20 protein-coding genes are annotated in these 17635 nt (G+C 74.0%); 11 read left to right on the forward strand and 9 right to left on the reverse strand.

Features of this window, described 5'->3' with window-relative positions; genetic code table 11:
* Positions 1–3 precede the first annotated feature (3 nt).
* From IEW03_RS09510 to IEW03_RS09520, 3 genes are all read right to left on the reverse strand, one after another.
* On the reverse strand, positions 4–945 hold the full coding sequence (locus IEW03_RS09510; RefSeq protein ID WP_229737870.1) for an ABC transporter permease: 942 nt from the start codon (positions 943–945) through the stop codon (positions 4–6).
* 233 nt (positions 946–1178) lie between these two features.
* On the reverse strand, positions 1179–3467 hold the full coding sequence (locus IEW03_RS09515) for a RecQ family ATP-dependent DNA helicase (protein WP_188523493.1): 2289 nt from the start codon (positions 3465–3467) through the stop codon (positions 1179–1181).
* Between the two features lie 310 nt (positions 3468–3777).
* Positions 3778–4197, reverse strand: coding sequence for a hypothetical protein (locus IEW03_RS09520; RefSeq protein WP_188523419.1), 420 nt, complete (start codon positions 4195–4197; stop codon positions 3778–3780).
* Between the two features lie 65 nt (positions 4198–4262).
* Here IEW03_RS09520 and IEW03_RS09525 point away from each other — a divergent pair, with 65 nt between their 5' ends.
* Positions 4263–4739 (forward strand): Rieske (2Fe-2S) protein, encoded by a 477-nt coding sequence (locus IEW03_RS09525; RefSeq protein WP_188523420.1) that lies wholly within the window; start codon positions 4263–4265, stop codon positions 4737–4739.
* A gap of 46 nt (positions 4740–4785) precedes the next feature.
* Here the strand turns inward: IEW03_RS09525 and adhP are convergent, their stop codons facing one another.
* Positions 4786–5832: an alcohol dehydrogenase AdhP gene (gene adhP, locus IEW03_RS09530; RefSeq protein WP_188523421.1), complete on the reverse strand. Its 1047-nt coding sequence runs from the start codon at positions 5830–5832 to the stop codon at positions 4786–4788.
* A 205-nt stretch (positions 5833–6037) separates the two neighbouring features.
* Between adhP and IEW03_RS09535 the strand changes: the two genes are divergently transcribed.
* The 6 genes from IEW03_RS09535 to IEW03_RS09560 are packed head-to-tail and all read left to right on the forward strand — an operon-like array spanning position 6038 to position 10809.
* Positions 6038–7237, forward strand: a complete 1200-nt coding sequence (locus IEW03_RS09535; protein WP_188523422.1) for a histidinol-phosphate transaminase — start codon at positions 6038–6040, stop codon at positions 7235–7237.
* Entirely contained in the window at positions 7237–7854 is a 618-nt protein-coding gene (hisB, locus tag IEW03_RS09540) for an imidazoleglycerol-phosphate dehydratase HisB (RefSeq protein WP_188523423.1), read from the forward strand. The genes IEW03_RS09535 and hisB overlap by 1 nt, the downstream gene beginning before the upstream one ends.
* 4 nt (positions 7855–7858) lie before the next feature.
* Positions 7859–8446: a hypothetical protein gene (locus IEW03_RS09545; protein ID WP_229737871.1), complete on the forward strand. Its 588-nt coding sequence runs from the start codon at positions 7859–7861 to the stop codon at positions 8444–8446.
* 17 nt (positions 8447–8463) lie between these two features.
* On the forward strand, positions 8464–9228 hold the full coding sequence (gene hisH / locus IEW03_RS09550; protein WP_188523424.1) for an imidazole glycerol phosphate synthase subunit HisH: 765 nt from the start codon (positions 8464–8466) through the stop codon (positions 9226–9228).
* 46 nt (positions 9229–9274) lie between these two features.
* A complete protein-coding gene (gene priA / locus IEW03_RS09555; protein WP_188523425.1) occupies positions 9275–10006 on the forward strand; it encodes a bifunctional 1-(5-phosphoribosyl)-5-((5-phosphoribosylamino)methylideneamino)imidazole-4-carboxamide isomerase/phosphoribosylanthranilate isomerase PriA in 732 nt (243 codons plus the stop codon).
* Positions 10003–10809 carry an SseB family protein gene (locus IEW03_RS09560; RefSeq protein ID WP_188523426.1) on the forward strand — a complete coding sequence of 269 codons (807 nt, stop codon included), beginning with the start codon at positions 10003–10005 and terminating at the stop codon, positions 10807–10809. The genes priA and IEW03_RS09560 overlap by 4 nt, the downstream gene beginning before the upstream one ends.
* A gap of 33 nt (positions 10810–10842) precedes the next feature.
* Here the strand turns inward: IEW03_RS09560 and IEW03_RS09565 are convergent, their stop codons facing one another.
* From IEW03_RS09565 to IEW03_RS09585, 5 genes are all read right to left on the reverse strand, one after another.
* A complete protein-coding gene (locus IEW03_RS09565) occupies positions 10843–11583 on the reverse strand; it encodes a S1C family serine protease (protein WP_229737872.1) in 741 nt (246 codons plus the stop codon).
* Complete coding sequence (locus IEW03_RS09570) at positions 11580–12200, reverse strand: hypothetical protein (RefSeq protein ID WP_188523427.1); 621 nt, start codon at positions 12198–12200, stop codon at positions 11580–11582. The genes IEW03_RS09565 and IEW03_RS09570 overlap by 4 nt, the downstream gene beginning before the upstream one ends.
* 13 nt (positions 12201–12213) lie before the next feature.
* The gene (locus IEW03_RS09575) at positions 12214–12594 is read right to left on the reverse strand and encodes a DUF1844 domain-containing protein (protein WP_188523428.1); all 381 of its coding nucleotides are present in this window, start codon (positions 12592–12594) and stop codon (positions 12214–12216) included.
* 130 nt (positions 12595–12724) lie between these two features.
* Positions 12725–14182 carry a catalase gene (locus IEW03_RS09580; protein WP_188523429.1) on the reverse strand — a complete coding sequence of 486 codons (1458 nt, stop codon included), beginning with the start codon at positions 14180–14182 and terminating at the stop codon, positions 12725–12727.
* A 13-nt stretch (positions 14183–14195) separates the two neighbouring features.
* Positions 14196–14657, reverse strand: coding sequence for a Fur family transcriptional regulator (locus IEW03_RS09585; protein ID WP_188523430.1), 462 nt, complete (start codon positions 14655–14657; stop codon positions 14196–14198).
* Positions 14658–15022: 365 nt separating this feature from the next.
* On the opposite strand from IEW03_RS09585, the gene infC reads away from it, so the two are divergent.
* The 4 genes from infC to IEW03_RS09605 all read left to right on the forward strand — a co-directional run bounded on the left by infC (position 15023) and on the right by IEW03_RS09605 (position 17612).
* Entirely contained in the window at positions 15023–15910 is an 888-nt protein-coding gene (gene infC / locus IEW03_RS09590) for a translation initiation factor IF-3 (protein WP_229737873.1), read from the forward strand.
* A gap of 98 nt (positions 15911–16008) precedes the next feature.
* The gene (gene rpmI / locus IEW03_RS09595) at positions 16009–16203 is read left to right on the forward strand and encodes a 50S ribosomal protein L35 (protein ID WP_188523432.1); all 195 of its coding nucleotides are present in this window, start codon (positions 16009–16011) and stop codon (positions 16201–16203) included.
* A gap of 90 nt (positions 16204–16293) precedes the next feature.
* Complete coding sequence (gene rplT / locus IEW03_RS09600; RefSeq protein ID WP_188523433.1) at positions 16294–16677, forward strand: 50S ribosomal protein L20; 384 nt, start codon at positions 16294–16296, stop codon at positions 16675–16677.
* 53 nt (positions 16678–16730) lie between these two features.
* Complete coding sequence (locus IEW03_RS09605; RefSeq protein WP_188523496.1) at positions 16731–17612, forward strand: TrmH family RNA methyltransferase; 882 nt, start codon at positions 16731–16733, stop codon at positions 17610–17612.
* Positions 17613–17635 lie beyond the last annotated feature (23 nt).

Raw genomic sequence — 17635 nt, forward strand, 5'->3', positions numbered from 1 at the left:
ATGTCAGCTCACCCGCACTCGGGGGTCGAGGGCGACGACCGCGATGTCGGCGAGGATGGCGCCGACGGCCGTCATGACCGCGCCGAACGCCGCGACCGCGACGACGCCGTTGATGTCGTTCTTCGAGATCGTCTCGATGAAGTACTGCCCCATGCCCTTCCACGCGAAGATCGACTCGGTCAGCACGGCTCCCGTGAAGATGCCGGGGATCGAGAAGGCGACCTGGGTGGTCACGGGGATCAGCGACGTGCGCAGGGCGTGCTTGCGGATCGCCTGCTGCTTCGTCAGCCCCTTGGCCCGGGCCATCCGCACGTAGTCGGACTTGATGGTGTCCAGCAGCAGGGACCGCTGCAGGAAGTGGTACTGCGCGTAGCCGACCAGGATCAGCGCGGCGGTGGGCAGCGCGATGTGCTGCGCGGTGTCCACGAGCGTGGGGAAGAACCCGCTCACGTCGGGGCTCGACGCCCCGGTGACGTAGAAGACGGTCGAGCCGACGGCGTTGTTGAACGCGATGGCGAGCAGCACGAGCCCGAGCCCCGCCACCACGATCGGGATGTTCATCGTGATGATCGAGGTGCCCTGGGCGATCCGGTCGCCGAGCCGGTACTGCCGCGACGCGCTGTAGACGCCCAGCGCGATGCCGATCGCGGTCAGCAGGATGGTGGCGCCCAGCATGAGCTCGGCCGAGATCCACATGCGGTAGGCGACCTGCTCGTTCACCGACTGCCCGGTGGGGCTCACGCCCCAGTCCCAGCGGAAGAGGATGCCGCTGAACCACGTCCACCACCGCTCGAGGAGCGGGGTGGCGTCGTCGAGGTTGCGCGGCTCGAGCAGGTTGGTGATCTGCGTCTCGCTCAGCGGGGGACGCCGCCCGACGTAGTTGCTGCGGGGATCGAGGTAGGCCCACGCGAGGAGGTACGTCAGGTTCGTGACCGCCACGACCATCAGCAACCAGCCTGCGGTGCGGCGAAGCAAATATCGGGTCAAGGTCGAGGGGACTTTCTCGTGGACGGTCGCGGTGACGTGAGGCTATAGCCGCCCGAACCGTGTCCTGCGCCACAACGACGCCGGGTGCGCCGATCGTTACCGATTCGTGCCCCGGGCGAACGATTTCGGAAACGTGCTGGTCACCGCCCCGTCGTCAGGCAGGGTCGCGGAAAGACCGCCCCCGAGGCCCCTCAGCGCACGCCGAGCACGAACGGGTGGACCGCCGCCGCGCCCGCCTGCCGCAGGAGGCGGGACGCGACGGTGAGGGTCCAGCCCGACTCCGTCCAGTCGTCGACGAGCAGCACCGTGCGCCCCGCCAGACCCGCCATGGCCTGCTCGCCGAGCTCGAGGCGCAGCCGCTTCGCGACTCCCGCCAGGCGCATCGCCGAGTTCACGTCGTGACGCCCGGGCGCCTGGGCCTCGGGCGCCGGACCGACGGCGCCCACCAGCGGGACGCCGAGATAGGCGGCCAGCCCCGACGCGAGGTGGTACGTCAGCTGCGGGCGCGTCACCGAGCGCACGGCGACGACCCCCTCGATCAGCAGCGGGCGCGGCGGGCCGTCGCCTGCCCCGGGCTCCGCGGCCTCCTGCCCGTCGGCGGGTGCGGGAGCCGCGGCGCGGACCGCGTCCCAGTCGTCCAGCACCCGCGCGGCCGCGCGGCGCAGGGGCACCGGGACCTCGCCGTCGGGCGTCTGGGGGGAGAACAGCTCGCGGAGCGGGGCCGACCAGCCGAGCCCGTCGAGCCGGGCGACGGCGCGGCCGGCTCCCGCCTGCTCGGCCGGCGCGATGCGGCCCTTGAGGTCCAGGCCGAGGGTGGCGAGGCCCGACGGCCACATCTTGCGGGGCTCGACCTCGACACCGGGGCGGTCCATGTCGGCACGCGCGGACGCCACGGTCTCCGCGTCGGGCGGAGGAGGCAGCGTCACACCGTCGCACCGGTCGCAGCGGCCGCACGCCCAGCCCGCGGGCATCTCGGGGTCGTCGAGCTGTGCGCGCAGGTACGCCATCCGGCAGCCCGTCGTCGCCACGTAGTCGAGCATCGCCTGCTGCTCCGTGGCACGGGTGGCGGCCACCCGTTCGTAGCGCTCGGCGTCGTACACCCACTCCTGCCCGGTGGCGACCCAGCCGCCCTGCACCCGCCGGACCGCGCCGTCGACGTCGAGCACCTTGAGCATGGTCTCGAGCCGGGAGCGCTTGAGGTCGACGACGGTCTCGAGGGCGGCGGTCGACATCGGTGCGCCCGCCTCCGTCAGGGCGGCGAGCGTGGCGCGCACCTGCGGCTCCGCGGGGAAGGCCTGCGCCCCGAACCAGTCCCAGATGGCCCGGTCCTCGTGGCCCGGCAGCAGGACGACCACCGCGTCGTCGACGCCGCGTCCCGCGCGGCCCACCTGCTGGTAGTACGCGATGGGTGACGACGGGGCCCCGAGGTGCACGACGAACGCCAGGTCGGGCTTGTCGAAGCCCATGCCGAGCGCGGAGGTGGCGACGAGCGGCTTGACCCGGTTGTCCTTGAGGTCGGTCTCCAGCTGCTCCCGTTCCGTGGGGTCGGTGCGGCCCGTGTAGGCGGCGACGGCGAGGCCGGCGGCGCGCAGCTGCTCGGCGACCTGCTCGGCCGCCGAGACGGTGAGGCAGTAGACGATCCCGGAGCCTTCGACGTCCTGCAGCGCCTCGACGAGCCAGGCCACGCGGGTGGGCTGGTCGCCCAGCTCGAGCACCGCGAGGTGCAGCGACTCGCGGTCGAGCCCCCCGCGCAGCACGAGCACGTCCTCTCCCGTGGGGACGCCGGCGAGCTCGGCGGCGGCGCCGTCGGGGGCGCTCGCGGCCTCCTCGCCGCGGATCGCCATCTGCTCGGCGACGTCGGCCGTCACCCGGGCGTTCGCGGTGGCGGTGGTGGCCAGCACGGGGATGCCCGGCGGCAGGTCGGCCAGGAGGGTGCGGATGCGGCGGTAGTCGGGGCGGAAGTCGTGCCCCCAGTCGGAGATGCAGTGCGCCTCGTCGATCACGACGAGGCCGGCGTCGGCCGCCAGGCGGGGGAGCACCTGGTCGCGGAAGCCGGGGTTGTTGAGCCGCTCGGGCGAGCACAGGAGCACGTCCACCTCGCCCGCGGCGATGGCCGCGTGCACCTCGTCCCACTCGGTGACGTTGGCCGAGTTGATCGTGACCGCGCGGATGCCGGCGCGCGCGGCCGCGGCGATCTGGTCGCGCATGAGCGCGAGCAGGGGGGAGACGATCACGGTGGGGCCCGCGCCGCGCGACCGCAGCAGGCTGGTGGCGACGAAGTAGACCGCGGACTTGCCCCAGCCCGTGCGCTGCACGACGAGCGCCCGGCGCCGGAACGCCACCAGCGCCTCGATCGCCCGCCACTGGTCCTCGCGCAGCGCGGCGTCGTCGCGGCCGACGAGCGCGCGCAGCGACTCCTCCGCCTGCTCGCGCAGCGTGCCGCCGCCCTCGCCCGCGCTGTCGAGGAGGCCCCGGAGCATCGCGAGCTTGGCGCGCTTGGCGGCGTCCGCGCCCGCGGCCGGTGCTGCCGGTGCTGCCGGCCCTGCCGGCCCCGGCGGCGCGGTCGCCGCGGTGTCCTGGGCGGCGGCCGCGCGGGTCTCCCGGGGGATGCCGCCTGGGCCGTCGTCGTCGAAGGCGGGCTCGTGGCCCTCCGGCGGCGGGGCGTCGTCGTCGGTCGGGGCGAACACGAGGTCGGCGTACGGGTCGTCGGGGTGGCTCACACCTGCGATCGTAGGGGCCGCCCCCGACCCGCCCGGACCCGTCGTCCACAGGCGTGGCGCGGCGGGCCCGTCAGCGCAGGCTCTCGCGCAGCAGCGCGACCGTCGCGGCGACCACGGCCACGATCTCCGCCCCGGCCGCGACCAGCTCGTTGGTGCCGGCGAACGACTCGGAGACGCCGTAGAAGCCCACGGTCGTGGACAGGACGAACGCCAGCAGGGTCAGCGCTCCGAACCCGATGCCGCCGACCAGCGGGAGCCAGTGGTGCCACACGACCAGCAGCACGGCGAGCACCAGGCCGGCGACGGCGTTGAGCAGGAACAGCGGCCCGACGACGTCGATGGTGTCGTAGCCGTCCAGGTACAGCAGCACGTGCACGCCCGCGGACACGAGCACGGCGATCGCCGCGACCCACCGCCAGCCCCGGGCCGCGGACGGTCGGTGGTGCGCGCCGCCCGGTGCGGGTGGCACCGGTCCCGAAGTGGTGCCCATGATGGTCATGCTGCCACCGCTCGGTCGCGACGGCGCGGCCTGGGCCCGACCCACCGGAGGAACCGATGCCCGACCAGCTCCCCGCTCCTGCCGCGCCGTGCGCCGGGCCGTGCTCCACGACCCGGCGCCAGCTCCTGCGCGGCACGGGTGTCGGCCTGGGTGGCCTCGCGGGGGCGGGCGTCCTCGCCGCGTGCACGGAGGAACGCCCCGACCCCGGGGCCTCCGCGGAGTCCGCCGGCGCGGCCGGCGCGGGCACCGTGGTCGTGGCCCTGGCCGACGTGCCGGTGGGCGGGTCGGTGGCCGCCAAGGTCGGTGGCCAGGACGTCCTGGTCACGCAGCCCACCGAAGGCGAGGTGCACGCCTTCAGCGCCGTCTGCACCCACGAGGGGTGCACGGTGACCCCGGGCGACGGCGAGCTGCTGTGCCCGTGCCACCAGTCGCGCTACGCGCTCACCGACGCCGAGGTGCTCGGCGGCCCGGCCCCCGAGCCGCTGCCCTCGATCGAGGTCGAGGTCTCGGGGACCGACGTCGTGCTGGCGTGACCGGCCGGCCCGGTCAGGTCGCGGCCGGTCGCGCCGGGCCAGCGGCTCAGGCGTTCATGTCCATCACGACCCGGCCGTCGATGGCGCCCCGCTCCATCTCCTCGAAGATCGCGTTGATGTCGCCGAGCGGTCGCACCGTGTAGGTCGGGTCGATCTTGCCGCGGGCGAAGAAGTCCAGCGCCTCGGCCATGTCCTTGCGCGTGCCGACGATCGAGCCGCGGACGGTGAGCCCGAACAGCACGGTCGTGAAGATGTCCAGCGGGAACTGCTCCGGGGGCAGCCCCACGAGCGAGACCGTGCCTCCGCGGCGCAGCGCCCCCACGGCCTGCGGGAACGCGTGCGCGTTGACGGCGGTCACCAGGGCGCCGTGCACGCCGCCGCCGGTGGCCTCCTGCAGCTCCGCGGCCGGGTCGGCCGAGGTCGCCGCGTTGACCGTCACCTCGGCGCCGTGCCGGCGGGCGAGCTCGAGCTTCGCGTCGTCGACGTCGACCGCGGCCACGCGGCGTCCCATCGCGACCGCGTACTGGACCGCGATGTGCCCCAGGCCGCCGACGCCGGAGACCAGCACCCACTCGCCGGGCTGGGTGTCGGTCATCTTGAGGCCCTTGTAGACGGTGACCCCGGCGCACAGGATCGGCCCGACCGCGGACGCCTCGACGCCCTCGGGGACGATCGGCGCGTAGCGCGCGTCCACGAGCATGTACTGCCCGAAGGACCCGTCGACCGAGTACCCGCCGTTCTTCTGCTCCGGGCACAGGGTCTCCCAGCCGGTCTCGCAGTACTCGCACTCGCCGCAGGCGCTCCACAGCCAGGCGTTGCCGACCGTGTCGCCGACCTTCAGGCGCGTCACCTGGTCGCCGACGGCGACGACGTGCCCGACGCCCTCGTGCCCGGGCACGAACGGCGGCGCCGGCTTGACCGGCCAGTCGCCGTGCGCCGCGTGCAGGTCGGTGTGGCAGACGCCGGTGTAGTCGACCTTGACGAGGGCCTCGTGCGGCCCGGGGGCGGGCATCGGCCGGTCCTCGACCGACAGGGGCTGCGTGAACGAGTGGACGACGGCCGCCTTCATGGTCGCCGGTGTGGTCGCGGTCATCCCTGGCTCCTCTCGGGCCGGGCGTCCTGCCGGCCCACATGGTCTCCGTGCTGACACGAACCACGCTAGACGTCACCTCGTCGATCCGTCGGGACAATCCGCCCATCTTGCTCGTGACGTTTTTCACAAGGTCCGGGACGGCGGGCGGTGTCCGTGCGACGGACGACACCCCGGACCACCGGCCCGCCTTCCGTAGACTGGTGGCGTGTCCTTCCCGCCTCCCGTCCCCGCCCCCGCGCGGGATCTCGGCGACGTCCGCCTGCCGCTGCGACCCGAGCTCGCCGACGAGGTGCCTTACGGCGCCCCGCAGCTCGACGTCCCGGTCCTGCTGAACGTCAACGAGAACCCCTACGCGCCCTCCGAGGAGGTCGTCGCCACCATCGCCCGCGAGGTGGCGGCGGCGGCGCGCGGGCTGCACCGGTACCCCGACCGCGACTTCTCCGCGCTCCGCGCGGACCTGGCCGCCTACCTCGCGCGCGAGTCCGGCGTCGCCCTGCGCCCCGAGCAGGTGTGGGCCGCCAACGGGTCGAACGAGGTCATGCTCCACCTGCTCCAGGCGTTCGGCGGGCCGGGCCGTACCGCCGTGTCGTTCGCGCCGACCTACTCGATGTACCCCGAGTACGCCCGCGACACGCACACCCGGTGGGTCACCGGCCGCCGGGCGTCGGACTTCACGGTCGACGTCGAGCAGGCGGTGGCGACGATCGAGCGCGAGCGGCCCGCCGTCGTCCTGCTGGCCAGCCCGAACAACCCGACGGGGACGGCGCTGCCCCTCGCGACCGTCGAGGCGGTCCTCGACGCGGCCGCACGGGTCGAGGTGCCCGACGCCCCCGAGGTGGCCGGGCGCCGTGCCGGCGCGGTCGTCGTCGTCGACGAGGCCTACGCCGAGTTCCGCCGGCCCGGGACGCCGTCGGCGCTCGAGCTGCTCGCCGACCACCCGAACCTGGCGGTCACGCGGACGATGTCGAAGGCGTTCGCCGCGGCCGGGCTCCGGCTCGGCTACCTCGCGGCCTCGTCCGCGCTGGTCGACGCCCTGCGAGTCGTGCGCCTGCCGTACCACCTGTCGGCGGTCACCCAGGCGGCCGCCCGCGGCGCGCTCGCCCACCACGACGAGCTCCTCGCGCAGGTGCAGCAGCTGCGCGGCGAGCGCGACGACCTGGTGGAGTGGCTGCGCGCCCAGCAGCACCGGGGCGCGGGCCTGCAGGTGGCCGACTCCGACGCCAACTTCGTGCTGTTCGGCACCTTCGCCGACCGGCACGCCGTCTGGCAGGGCCTGCTCGACCGCGGCGTGCTGATCCGCGAGACCGGGCCCGACGGGTGGCTGCGCGTCTCGGTCGGGACGCCCGCCGAGACGGCGGCCTTCCGGGACGCCCTGACCGACGTGCTTTCCGAGCAGGAGGACTGATGGAGCAGCAGACGGCCCAGCACCGCACCGCGCGGATCGAGCGGACCACGAGCGAGTCGAGCGTGGTCGTCGAGCTCGACCTGGACGGCACCGGGCGTACCGACGTCTCGACCACCGTGCCGTTCTACGACCACATGCTCACGGCGCTCGGCAAGCACTCGCTGGTCGACCTCACCGTCAAGGCCACGGGCGACACGCACATCGACGCCCACCACACGGTCGAGGACGTCGCGATCGTGCTCGGGGAGGCGCTGCGGGTCGCCCTCGGCGACAAGCAGGGCATCTCGCGCTTCGGCGACGCGACCGTCCCTCTCGACGAGGCGCTGGCGCTCGCCGTCGTCGACGTCTCCGGGCGCCCGTACCTGGTGCACTCCGGCGAGCCCGCGGGGCAGGAGTACCACCTCATCGGGGGGCACTTCACCGGCTCCCTCACGCGGCACGTGCTGGAGTCGGTCGCCCACCACGCCGGCATCTGCCTGCACGTGCGGGTCCTCGCGGGCCGCGACCCGCACCACATCGTCGAGGCCCAGTTCAAGGCGCTCGCGCGTGCGCTGCGCGCCGCCGTCGCCCGCGACCCCCGTGTCGAGGGCGTCCCGTCCACGAAGGGTGCGCTGTAGCCGCATGACCACCGACCCCGACCGTCCCGAGCCGACCGGCCCCACGTCCGGCCCCGCTCCCGACGAGACGCCGGACGCCGCTGCCGGGCACGACGGCCCGCTGCCCGAGGGCCTCGAGATCCCCGACGACCTGTCGGAGCTGACCGGCGCGCGCAAGGACCCCGAGCTCGCCGTGCTCATCACGCAGATCGCGGGCGCCGAGCCCCTCGCCGCGGCCTGCGCCCTGGCGGAGCTCGACGTCGACGTCGCGCCCACCCCCGTGGGCGCGCTCGCCGTCCTGCGGGACACGAGCGACGACGCGCCGGACAAGGCCGCCACGGCGATCTCCCGGCTTGTGGCAGGCGTCCCGCTGGTCCTCGTCACGCGGTGGGGCGAGCAGCTCACGTGCGTGCGGTACGCCGACGGCGCCGCCGAGGGCGAGCTCCCGCCGGGCCTGGTGCTCGGCGGTGCCCCCGAGGCGCTCGAGGACGTGCTCACGGGCCAGCTGCGCGTGACCGAGCTGCCCGGCGTCGTGGCGTCGTCCGGCATCGGGCGCTTCAAGGCGATGCGGATGCTCTCCGGGGCCGCGCGCAAGGCCCGCAAGAGCAAGTGACCCCGACGGAGGACGCGATGACCGAGGCCGCCGCCCCGACGGCCCCGCCGCTGCTGCCCACGGGCGGCGCGGCGGCCGAGCTGAACCCGCGTGGCGCACCCGCGCGCGCCTCGGGCCGCCCGCGCGTGGTGGTGCTGGACTACGGCTTCGGCAACGTGCGGTCGGCGGTCCGGGCGCTCGAGCGCGTCGGCGCCGAGGTCGAGCTGACGGCGGACGTGCGCACCGCGAGCGAGGCCACCGGCCTGGTCGTGCCCGGCGTGGGGGCGTTCGCCGCCTGCATGGAGGGCCTGCGCGCCGTCCGCGGCGACCAGGTCGTCGACCGACGGCTCGCCGGGAACCGCCCGGTCCTCGGCATCTGCGTGGGCATGCAGGTCATGTTCGACGCGGGCGTCGAGCACGGCGAGCGGGCGGAGGGCCTGGGGGAGTGGGGCGGCGTCGTCGAGCGGCTCGAGGCCCCGGTCGTGCCGCACATGGGCTGGTCCGAGGTCGAGGTGCCGGCGGGCTCGCGCCTGTTCGACGGCGTCGAGCACGAGCGGTTCTACTTCGTGCACTCGTACGCGGCCCAGGAGTTCACGCAGGGGCACGACGAGGCCGCCGACCCCCGCTATCGTCCGCCGCTCGTCACGTGGGCGCGGCACGGCGGCACGGCCGCCGACCCGACGAGCGGGGCGCGGTTCGTCGCCGCCGTCGAGAACGGCCCGCTGTCCGCGACCCAGTTCCACCCCGAGAAGTCCGGTGACGCCGGCGCGACCCTGCTGGAGAACTGGGTCCGCTCGCTCTGACCCGCTCCGGTACCGACCGACCACCGCACGAACCATGGAGACGCACATGACCGATCGCCTCGTCCTGCTGCCCGCCGTCGACGTCTCAGGCGGCCAGGCCGTCCGCCTCGTGCAGGGGGAGGCGGGCTCCGAGACCTCGTACGGCGACCCGCTCGCCGCCGCCCTCGACTGGCAGCGCGGCGGTGCCGAGTGGGTGCACCTGGTGGACCTCGACGCGGCGTTCGGCCGCGGCTCCAACGCGGAGCTGCTGGCCCGCGTGGTCGCGGAGGTCGGGGTGCAGGTCGAGCTGTCCGGCGGGATCCGCGACGACGCCTCGCTGGAGCGGGCGCTCGCCACCGGCGCGCGGCGCGTGAACATCGGGACGGCGGCGCTCGAGGACCCGGAGTGGACGGCGCGCGTGATCGCCGAGTACGGCGACCAGGTGGCGGTCGGCCTCGACGTGCGCGGCACGACGCTCGCGGCCCGCGGCTGGACGAAGGAGGGCGGCGACCTGTGGGAGGTCCTCACCCGCCTCGACGAGGCCGGGTGCGCGCGGTACGTCGTCACGGACGTGACGAAGGACGGCACGCTGCGCGGGCCGAACGTGGAACTGCTGCGCGAGGTCGCGGCGCGCACCCCCGCGAAGGTCGTCGCGTCCGGCGGCATCTCGTCGCTCGCGGACCTCGAGGCCCTGCGGGCGCTGGTCCCGGACGGGGTCGAGAGCGCGGTCGTGGGCAAGGCGCTGTACGCGGGGGCGTTCACGCTGCCCGAGGCGCTCGACGTGGCGGGCCGGCCATGACGGCCGGCGACGCCGGCCGGGCGCTGCCCGGTCACCTGCGCTCCATCCAGCCCACGTCGCAGTTCGCCGGGGACGACGGGTCCGTCGACCCCGAGCTCGCCGTCCTGCTCGAGGCCCACGCGACGGGTCGCGGTTCCCTCGCCGACGTCGTGCGCCGGCTGGCGGCGACGAGGGTGCTGGTCCCGGTGCTCGCGGAGGTCGAGGTGGCCGAGGTCGTGCAGCACGACGGGCCGCAGGGCAGCACGGACCTGCACGTCGACAAGGAGGCGTCGGCCGGCGTGGTCGCCGTCGAGACCCCGGACGGCCGGCGCGGCCTGCCGGTCTTCACGTCCGTGGAGGCGATGCGGGCCTGGCGCGCGGAGGCGCGGCCGGTGCCGGTCGAGGCGCCGCGGGCGGCGCTCTCCGCGGTGAGCGAGGACTGGTCGCTGCTCGTGGTCGACCCCGCGGGGCCGGTGACGGTGCACGTGCCGCGCCCGGCGGTCTGGGCGCTCGCGCAGGGCCTCGAGTGGCGGCCGGCGCTGGTCCCCGCCGGAGCGGGCGCGCCCGGGGTCGGTGACGTCGTCGTGGACGCCGAGGTCGCCGCCGCGATCGCCGACGCGGCCGCCCCGGTGCAGCACGTCGTGCGCGCGCACGCCGAGCCGGGCCGGCGTGCGGAGGTGGCGGTGGTGCTGGCGCTCGACCCCGGTCTCGACCGGGCGGGCCTCGACCGGGTGCTGGGTCAGGTCAACGCACGCCTCGGCGCGTCGTCGGTGATCTCCGAGCGCGTCGACTCCCTCGAGCTGCGGGTGGGCGTGGCGCGCTGAGGCACGGCCCGCCGCCGCGAGCGGGGGCGAGGGTCACGAGCAGGGCGGGAGCGCCGTGAAGGCGCCGGAGTCCGCGAGCATCTCCTGCAGCGTCGAGCGCGGCACGAGCAGGGAGTGGCCGTCCGACGTCTTCGCGTACACCACCCCGATGACGCGGCCCTCGGCGTCCAGCGCCGCGGACCCCGACGACCCGGGCTCCACGGGCGCGTCCGTCACCAGCACCTCGCCGAGGTTCTCGTTCAGGGGGTCGGTCGTGGAGTCGACGATCGAGCCGGCGGTGATCGTCAGCTCGCCGCCCTCGGGATAGCCGACGACGCTCACCTCGTCGCCCTGCTCGGGGTCGTCCTCCGCGATGCGCGGATGGCTCGGCAGGGGGTCCTGCGTGCGCACGACGGCGAGGTCCGCCAGCCGGGCGGTGCTCGCCGCCGAGACGGCGAGGTCGCGCCCGTCGTACGTGCTGACCTCCAGCGACTGCGAGTCGGCGACCACGTGCCGGTTGGTGATCAGCGTGTGCTCGTCGATGGCGAACCCCGACCCCGTGGACAGGCTCCCGCAGCCCACGTTGCGGATCCGGACCGCCATCCGCTGGACGGCGTCGAAGCCGTCGGGGGAGAGCTCGCCGTCTGCGGACGGCGAGCTGAACCCGGAGGGTCTGCTCGGGACGACGTCGCTCGGGATCGCGTCGGGCAGGGCGGGCAGCACCCCGCACCCCGCGAGGAGCGTGGCGAGCACGCCGGCCGCGACCCCGCGCAGCACCGCGGGCCGACCGGTCACTGGTCCTGCTGCAGCTCACGCTGCAGCTGCTCGTGCGCGGCGTCGGCCTGCTTGCAGAGCTTGCGCACCTCGGTCGAGAAGCGGTCGAGGTCCTTCTGGTCGTAGGCGTCGCTGTCCTGGAGGTACCCGATGAGCTGGGTCTGGGCGTCGACGCACTGGTCCATCGCCGTCGCGACCGCGCCCGCCGCCTCGCTGACCTGCGTCTGGTAGTCCAGGTACTGCTGGGACGCGACGTTCTCGTCGCCCAGCTGCGCCTTCTCGTTCGCGAGGTCGCTGATGCGCTCGGTGGCGGTCGCGAGCTGTTCGCGCGCGGACACCAGCTCGGCGTCGGTCGCCTCGAGCTCGGCCCGCAGCGTCGCGACCCGGTCGGCGTACCCGCGTGCCTCCGCCTCCCAGGTGGCGCTGTCGGCCTGCCACCGCACCGTGGTCAGCCACAGGTAGCCGCCGAGCCCGAGCGCCGCCGCGAGCAGCACCGCGAGCACGAGCGCCGTCCGCCGGGGGCGCCGCAGCAGGCTCGCCGGCGCGGGCTCGTGCCGGGTGCCCGTCGGCGGTGCCTCGGACGCGGAGCGCGCCGTGTGCGGCGGAGGCCACCCGGGTGGCTGCTGCGGTGTGCTCATGGTGCGCGACCGGTCAGACGACGGAGCCGGTGTACTTCTCCCCGGGGCCCTCGCCGGGCGCGTCCGGGACGACCGACGCCTCGCGGAACGCGAGCTGGAGCGACTTGAGCCCGTCGCGCAGCGACCGGGCGTGCTGGTTGCCGATGTCGGGCGCGCTCGCGGTCACGAGCGCGGCGAGCGCGGTGATGAGCTTGCGGGCCTCGTCGAGGTCGAGGTCGTCGGCCGCGCGCCCGTCGTCGGCGAGGCCGCACTTCACGGCGGCGGCGCTCATGAGGTGGACGGCGGCGGTGGTGATGACCTCCACGGCGGCCACGTCGGCGATGTCGCGGGTGGCCTCTCCGACGCTGTCGGTGCCGTCGGTGGCCGGGAGGTGGTCGGGAGTGCTGCTGCTCATGGGGTCCATCTTCGCACCGTGGCGGGGTGGGACGGCACGGGGGCCGGGCCCGTGCGGGCCCGGCCCCCGTGGTGCCCCCGGCGCCGTGCGGCGCCGGGGGCACGGACGCCGTCGGCGTCGGGAGGACGCGTCAGGCGGAGACCTCGGAGCGGAGCTTGGCGCCCAGCTCCGCGTCGACGTTCGTCCAGTACTGGAAGAACCGCTCGCGGATCTCGTCGATGGTGATCGACCGGCCCTGACCGGTGAGGGTCTCGAGGAAGCGCGCCTTGGCGGCGTCGTCGAAGACCTCGCGGTACAGGGTGCCTGCCTGGCCGAAGTCGTCGTCCTCGGAGTGCAGGGTCTGCGCCGAGCGCATCAGCTCGCCGTCCGTCTCCCACGCCGCCTCGACGCCGAGCAGCGGGTCGGCCACGGGGCCGCCGGCCTCGCCGAACGAGTTCGGCGTGTAGACGCGGTGCTCCGGACCGTTGAAGTGGTACTGCATGTTGCCCTGGTGCATGTAGTTCGCGACCGGGGCGGCGTGCGGCTGGTTGACCGGCAGCTGGTTGTAGTTGGTGCCGATGCGGTGGCGCTGCGCGTCCGGGTAGGAGAAGACGCGGGCCATGAGCATCTTGTCCGGCGAGATGCCGGTGCCCGGCACCTGGTTGCCCGGCGAGAACGCCGCCTGCTCGATCTCGGCGAAGAAGTTGCGCGGGTTGCGGTTCAGCGTGAACGTGCCGACCTTGATGCGCGGGTAGTCCTTCTTCGACCAGGTCTTCGTCATGTCGAACGGGTTGAAGCGGTACGTCTTCGCGTCCTCGTACGGCATGACCTGCACGTAGACGTCCCACGAGGGGAACTCGCCGCGGTCGATGGCCTCGTACAGGTCGCGACGGTAGTAGTCGGCGTCCTCGCCGGCGATGCGCTCGGCGTCCTCGGCCGACATGTGCTCCACGCCCTGCTGGGACAGGAAGTGGTACTGCACCCAGAAGCGCTCGCCGGAGGCGTTGATCCACTGGTACGTGTGCGAGCCGTAGCCGTTGAGGTGGCGCCACGACTTCGACAGGCCGCGGTCGCCCATGACGTAGGTGACCTGGTGGGCCGACTCCGGGGACAGGGTCCAGAAGTCCCACTGCATGTCGGCGTCGCGCAGGCCCGACGCGCCGAGGCGCTTCTGCGAGTGGATGAAGTCCGGGAACTTCATCGCGTCGCGCAGGAAGAAGGTGGGCGTGTTGTTGCCGACGATGTCGAGGTTGCCCTCGGTGGTGTAGAAGCGCAGCGAGAAGCCGCGCACGTCGCGCCAGGTGTCGGGGGAGCCCTGCTCACCGGCGACGGAGGAGAACCGCAGCAGCGTCTCGCTCTTCGCGCCCTTGGCGAAGACCGCCGCCCGCGTGTACTGCGAGACGTCCTCGGTGACGACGAACTCGCCGAACGCGCCGCCGCCCTTGGCGTGCGGGTTGCGCTCCGGCACCCGCTCCCGGTTGAAGGAGGCGAGCTTCTCGACCAGGTAGCGGTCGTGCAGGACGGTGGGCCCGTCCGCACCCACGGTGAGGGAGTGCGCGTCGCTCGCGACCGGGGTGCCGGTCTGCGTCGTCGTGAACGGCGTCGTCATATGACGTCCTTTCTCAGGGGGTGTTGCTGGAGGGTTCGGCGGCCGGGGCGGGCTCGGCAGCGCAGGCGGGGCACAGGCCCCAGAAGGTGACCTCGGCGAGATCGACGACGAAGCCGTGCGAGTCGTTCGGCACCAGGCACGGGGCGGCGCCCACGGTGCAGTCGACGTCGGCGACGACGCCGCACGCGCGGCACACCACGTGGTGGTGGTTGTCGCCGACCCGCCGTTCGTAGCGCGCCGGGTGCCCGGCAGGCTCCATGCGGCGCAGGAGCCCGGCGGCCGACAGGGCGCGCAGGCAGTCGTAGACCGCCTGCACCGACACCGAACCGAGGTCGTCGCGCACGCTGCGCACGACGTCGTCCGCGGTGGAGTGCTGATGCCCGTCGAGGGCGCGCAGGACGGCGAGCCGTGCGCCCGTGACGCGCAGGCCGCGGTCACGCAGCAGCATGACGTCGTCCGTGCTCGTCGTGGTCATGCCGGCGACCCTAGCAGCGTTTTCTGGAATGATTCCAGTAAACAGGAGGGCGGGTGTCGCCTCCTCGAGGTGTGACGAGGGCGACGTCTCGCCGCCGCCGACGGGGCGCCGCGGCCGTCGGGGCCGGGCCGATCCCGTGCTAGTCTTGATGGCTGACCGACCTGGACCGATCGCCGCCGACATCCGCACGGGTGTCACGTCGCCGGGCCAGGTGCACCAAGTGGATCCCATCCCACCCGAGCACCGACCGAACGCCCATGGCGTCGACAGGGGCCGGGTCTGGTCGGACGGCCCGTCGTGGGTCGTCCTGCCCCGGTCGTCCGGACGTCCGCGTCCGCGACGTCGGTGATCGATGGCCTCCACCTGTGCTCAGGGCGGAGGCCTTCCTTCGTTCTCGGCGGTCTACCGACGAGTTTCCTAGGAGCATCACCATCAGCGAGCCTCGCATCAACGACCGGATCCGCGTCCCTGAGGTCCGGCTCATCGGCCCGGGCGGGGAGCAGGTCGGCGTGGTTGCCACGGCGGTCGCCCTGAAGCTTGCCCAGGACGCCGACCTCGACCTCGTCGAGGTCGCCCCGGACGCCCGCCCGCCCGTCGCCAAGCTCATGGACTTCGGCAAGTTCAAGTACGAGTCGGACATGAAGGCGCGTGAGGCGCGGCGCAACCAGGCGAACACGGCTCTCAAGGAGATCCGGTTCCGTCTCAAGATCGACCCGCACGACTACGGGACCAAGAAGGGCCACGTCGAGCGCTTCCTGTCCGCGGGCGACAAGGTCAAGGTCATGATCATGTTCCGTGGCCGCGAGCAGTCCCGCCCCGAGATGGGCGTGCGCCTGCTGCAGCGGCTGGCGGACGACGTGTCCGAGCTCGGCTTCGTGGAGTCGATGCCGAAGCAGGACGGTCGCAACATGACCATGGTGCTCGGGCCCGTGAAGAAGAAGGCCGACGCCAAGAGCGAGCAGCGCAAGCGCTCCGCCGAGGTCAACGCCCAGCGCAAGACGAAGTCCGAGGTCAAGGCCGAGGCTCGCGCGCAGCAGGGGTCCGAGACGGCTCCGGCCGCCCGGGAGGCTGACGCGACCCCGACCGACACCGCTCCGTCCGACACCGCTCGGGCCGACACGGCTCCGGCCGACACGGCTCCGGCCGCGGAGGCGCCGGTGAAGAAGACCACGACCCCGTCGGCCCCCAAGCCCCCGACCCCTCGGCCGGCGTCGCCGCGGCCCCCGCGGCCCAGCGCGCGACCGAGCCGCTGACGCACAGACCTACTGGCACCGGGTCGGCTCGCCGACCACGGTCCGCACACGTCACCGCCCACCAGGGCGGGTGACCGACACGAGGAGAGACGGCAGTCATGCCGAAGAACAAGACGCACTCCGGCGCCAAGAAGCGTTTCCGGGTCACGGGTAGCGGCAAGCTCATGCGCGAGCAGACCAACGCCCGCCACTACCTCGAGCACAAGTCCAGCCGTCGCACGCGTCGTCTGGCTCAGGACCAGGTGGTCTCTGCCGCCGACACCAAGACCATCAAGAAGCTGCTCGGCAAGTGACCCGCCCGGGCGGACCGCCCGCTCGATGAGCATCTCGTCGACAGCGGCCGCCGGCAGCACTTCCGGACCCGACACTGCAAGGAGCATCACGTGGCACGCGTGAAGCGGGCGGTCAACGCCCACAAGAAGCGCCGTACGACCCTCGAGCGCGCCAGCGGCTACCGCGGCCAGCGTTCGCGCCTGTACCGGAAGGCGAAGGAGCAGGTCACCCACTCCCTCGTCTACTCGTACCGCGACCGCAAGGCCAAGAAGGGCGACTTCCGCAAGCTGTGGATCCAGCGCATCAACGCTGCGTCCCGCGCCCAGGGCCTCACCTACAACCGCCTCATCCAGGGCCTCAAGGCCGCGGGTGTGGAGGTCGACCGCCGCATGCTCGCCGAGCTCGCGGTCAACGACGTGGCCGCGTTCAACGCGCTCGTCCAGGTCGCCAAGGACGCGCTGCCGACCGACGTCAACGCGCCGAAGGCCGCCTGAGCCTCCGCGACGCACCCGGACGCCCGGACACCCCCGACCTGCTGATGCCCCGCATGATCCCCGGCATCCCCGAGGTGACGCTCGTGAACCCGCGAGCCGATCGGGTCAAGCAGGTGAGGGCGCTGTCCGGGCGTCCTGCGCGTTCCCGGCACGGCCAGTTCCTCGTCGAGGGGCCGCAGGGTGTGCGCGAGGCCGTGCGGCACGCGCCCGCGGACGTCCGTGACGTCTACCTCACGGCCGCGGCGGCGGAACGCTACGACGAGATCGTCGTCGCGGCGCGGGACGCGGGGCTGTTCGTGCACGTCGCCACCCCCGAGGTCCTCGCGGCGATGAGCGGCGACGCCCAGGGCGTGCTCGCCGTCGTGCGCACCGGCGCCGTCGTCACCCTCGTCGACGCCCTGCGCGCCGCCGCCGCACCGGCCCGCCCGCTGCTCGTCGCGGTGCTGGCCAACGTCCGCGACCCCGGCAACGCCGGCACCGTGATCCGCGCGTCCGACGCCGCCGGGGCCGACCTCGTCGTCCTCGCGGGCGAGAGCGTCGACGTGCACAACCCGAAGGTCGTGCGCTCGACCGCCGGCTCGCTCTTCCACCTGCCGGTCGTGACCGGGACGTCGCTGCCCGACGCCGTGGCGGTGCTGCGCGCCGCCGGCTGCGTCGTCCTCGCCGCCGACGGCGGCGGCGAGCACGACCTCGACGACCTGCTCGACGTCGCCGGCGCCACGTCGCGCGACGTGGCGACGCCCGACCTCGCCGGGTCCACCGCCTGGGTGTTCGGCAACGAGGCCTGGGGGCTCCCCGAGCAGGACCGCGCGCTCGCCGACGCCGTCGTGCGCGTGCCCATCCGCGGCCGTGCCGAGTCGCTGAACCTCGCCACCGCCGCCACCGTCTGCCTGTACGCGAGCGGCCGCGCCCAGCGCGCGGTGCGCGCCGGCTGAGCCGCCGCCGACCAGGCCCTCCG

Source organism: Isoptericola cucumis (assembly GCF_014635665.1).
Taxonomy (GTDB): Bacteria; Actinomycetota; Actinomycetes; order Actinomycetales; family Cellulomonadaceae; genus Isoptericola; species Isoptericola cucumis.

Excerpts from the sequence above, each read along its gene's own strand:
- rpmI (WP_188523432.1), top strand. The coding sequence starts at position 16,009 with ATGCCGAAGAACAAGACGCACTCCGGCGCCAAGAAGCGTTTCCGGGTC.
- hisH (WP_188523424.1), top strand. The coding sequence starts at position 8,464 with ATGACCGAGGCCGCCGCCCCGACGGCCCCGCCGCTGCTGCCCACGGGC.
- IEW03_RS09575 (WP_188523428.1), bottom strand. The coding sequence starts at position 12,594 with ATGAGCAGCAGCACTCCCGACCACCTCCCGGCCACCGACGGCACCGAC.
- adhP (WP_188523421.1), bottom strand. The coding sequence starts at position 5,832 with ATGACCGCGACCACACCGGCGACCATGAAGGCGGCCGTCGTCCACTCG.
- priA (WP_188523425.1), top strand. The coding sequence starts at position 9,275 with ATGACCGATCGCCTCGTCCTGCTGCCCGCCGTCGACGTCTCAGGCGGC.
- IEW03_RS09585 (WP_188523430.1), bottom strand. The coding sequence starts at position 14,657 with ATGACCACGACGAGCACGGACGACGTCATGCTGCTGCGTGACCGCGGC.
- IEW03_RS09545 (WP_229737871.1), top strand. The coding sequence starts at position 7,859 with ATGACCACCGACCCCGACCGTCCCGAGCCGACCGGCCCCACGTCCGGC.
- IEW03_RS09560 (WP_188523426.1), top strand. The coding sequence starts at position 10,003 with ATGACGGCCGGCGACGCCGGCCGGGCGCTGCCCGGTCACCTGCGCTCC.
- IEW03_RS09570 (WP_188523427.1), bottom strand. The coding sequence starts at position 12,200 with ATGAGCACACCGCAGCAGCCACCCGGGTGGCCTCCGCCGCACACGGCG.
- IEW03_RS09580 (WP_188523429.1), bottom strand. The coding sequence starts at position 14,182 with ATGACGACGCCGTTCACGACGACGCAGACCGGCACCCCGGTCGCGAGC.
- IEW03_RS09510 (WP_229737870.1), bottom strand. The coding sequence starts at position 945 with ATGGTCGTGGCGGTCACGAACCTGACGTACCTCCTCGCGTGGGCCTAC.
- IEW03_RS09520 (WP_188523419.1), bottom strand. The coding sequence starts at position 4,197 with ATGGGCACCACTTCGGGACCGGTGCCACCCGCACCGGGCGGCGCGCAC.
- hisB (WP_188523423.1), top strand. The coding sequence starts at position 7,237 with ATGGAGCAGCAGACGGCCCAGCACCGCACCGCGCGGATCGAGCGGACC.
- IEW03_RS09525 (WP_188523420.1), top strand. The coding sequence starts at position 4,263 with ATGCCCGACCAGCTCCCCGCTCCTGCCGCGCCGTGCGCCGGGCCGTGC.
- IEW03_RS09515 (WP_188523493.1), bottom strand. The coding sequence starts at position 3,467 with ATGCTCCGGGGCCTCCTCGACAGCGCGGGCGAGGGCGGCGGCACGCTG.
- IEW03_RS09605 (WP_188523496.1), top strand. The coding sequence starts at position 16,731 with ATGATCCCCGGCATCCCCGAGGTGACGCTCGTGAACCCGCGAGCCGAT.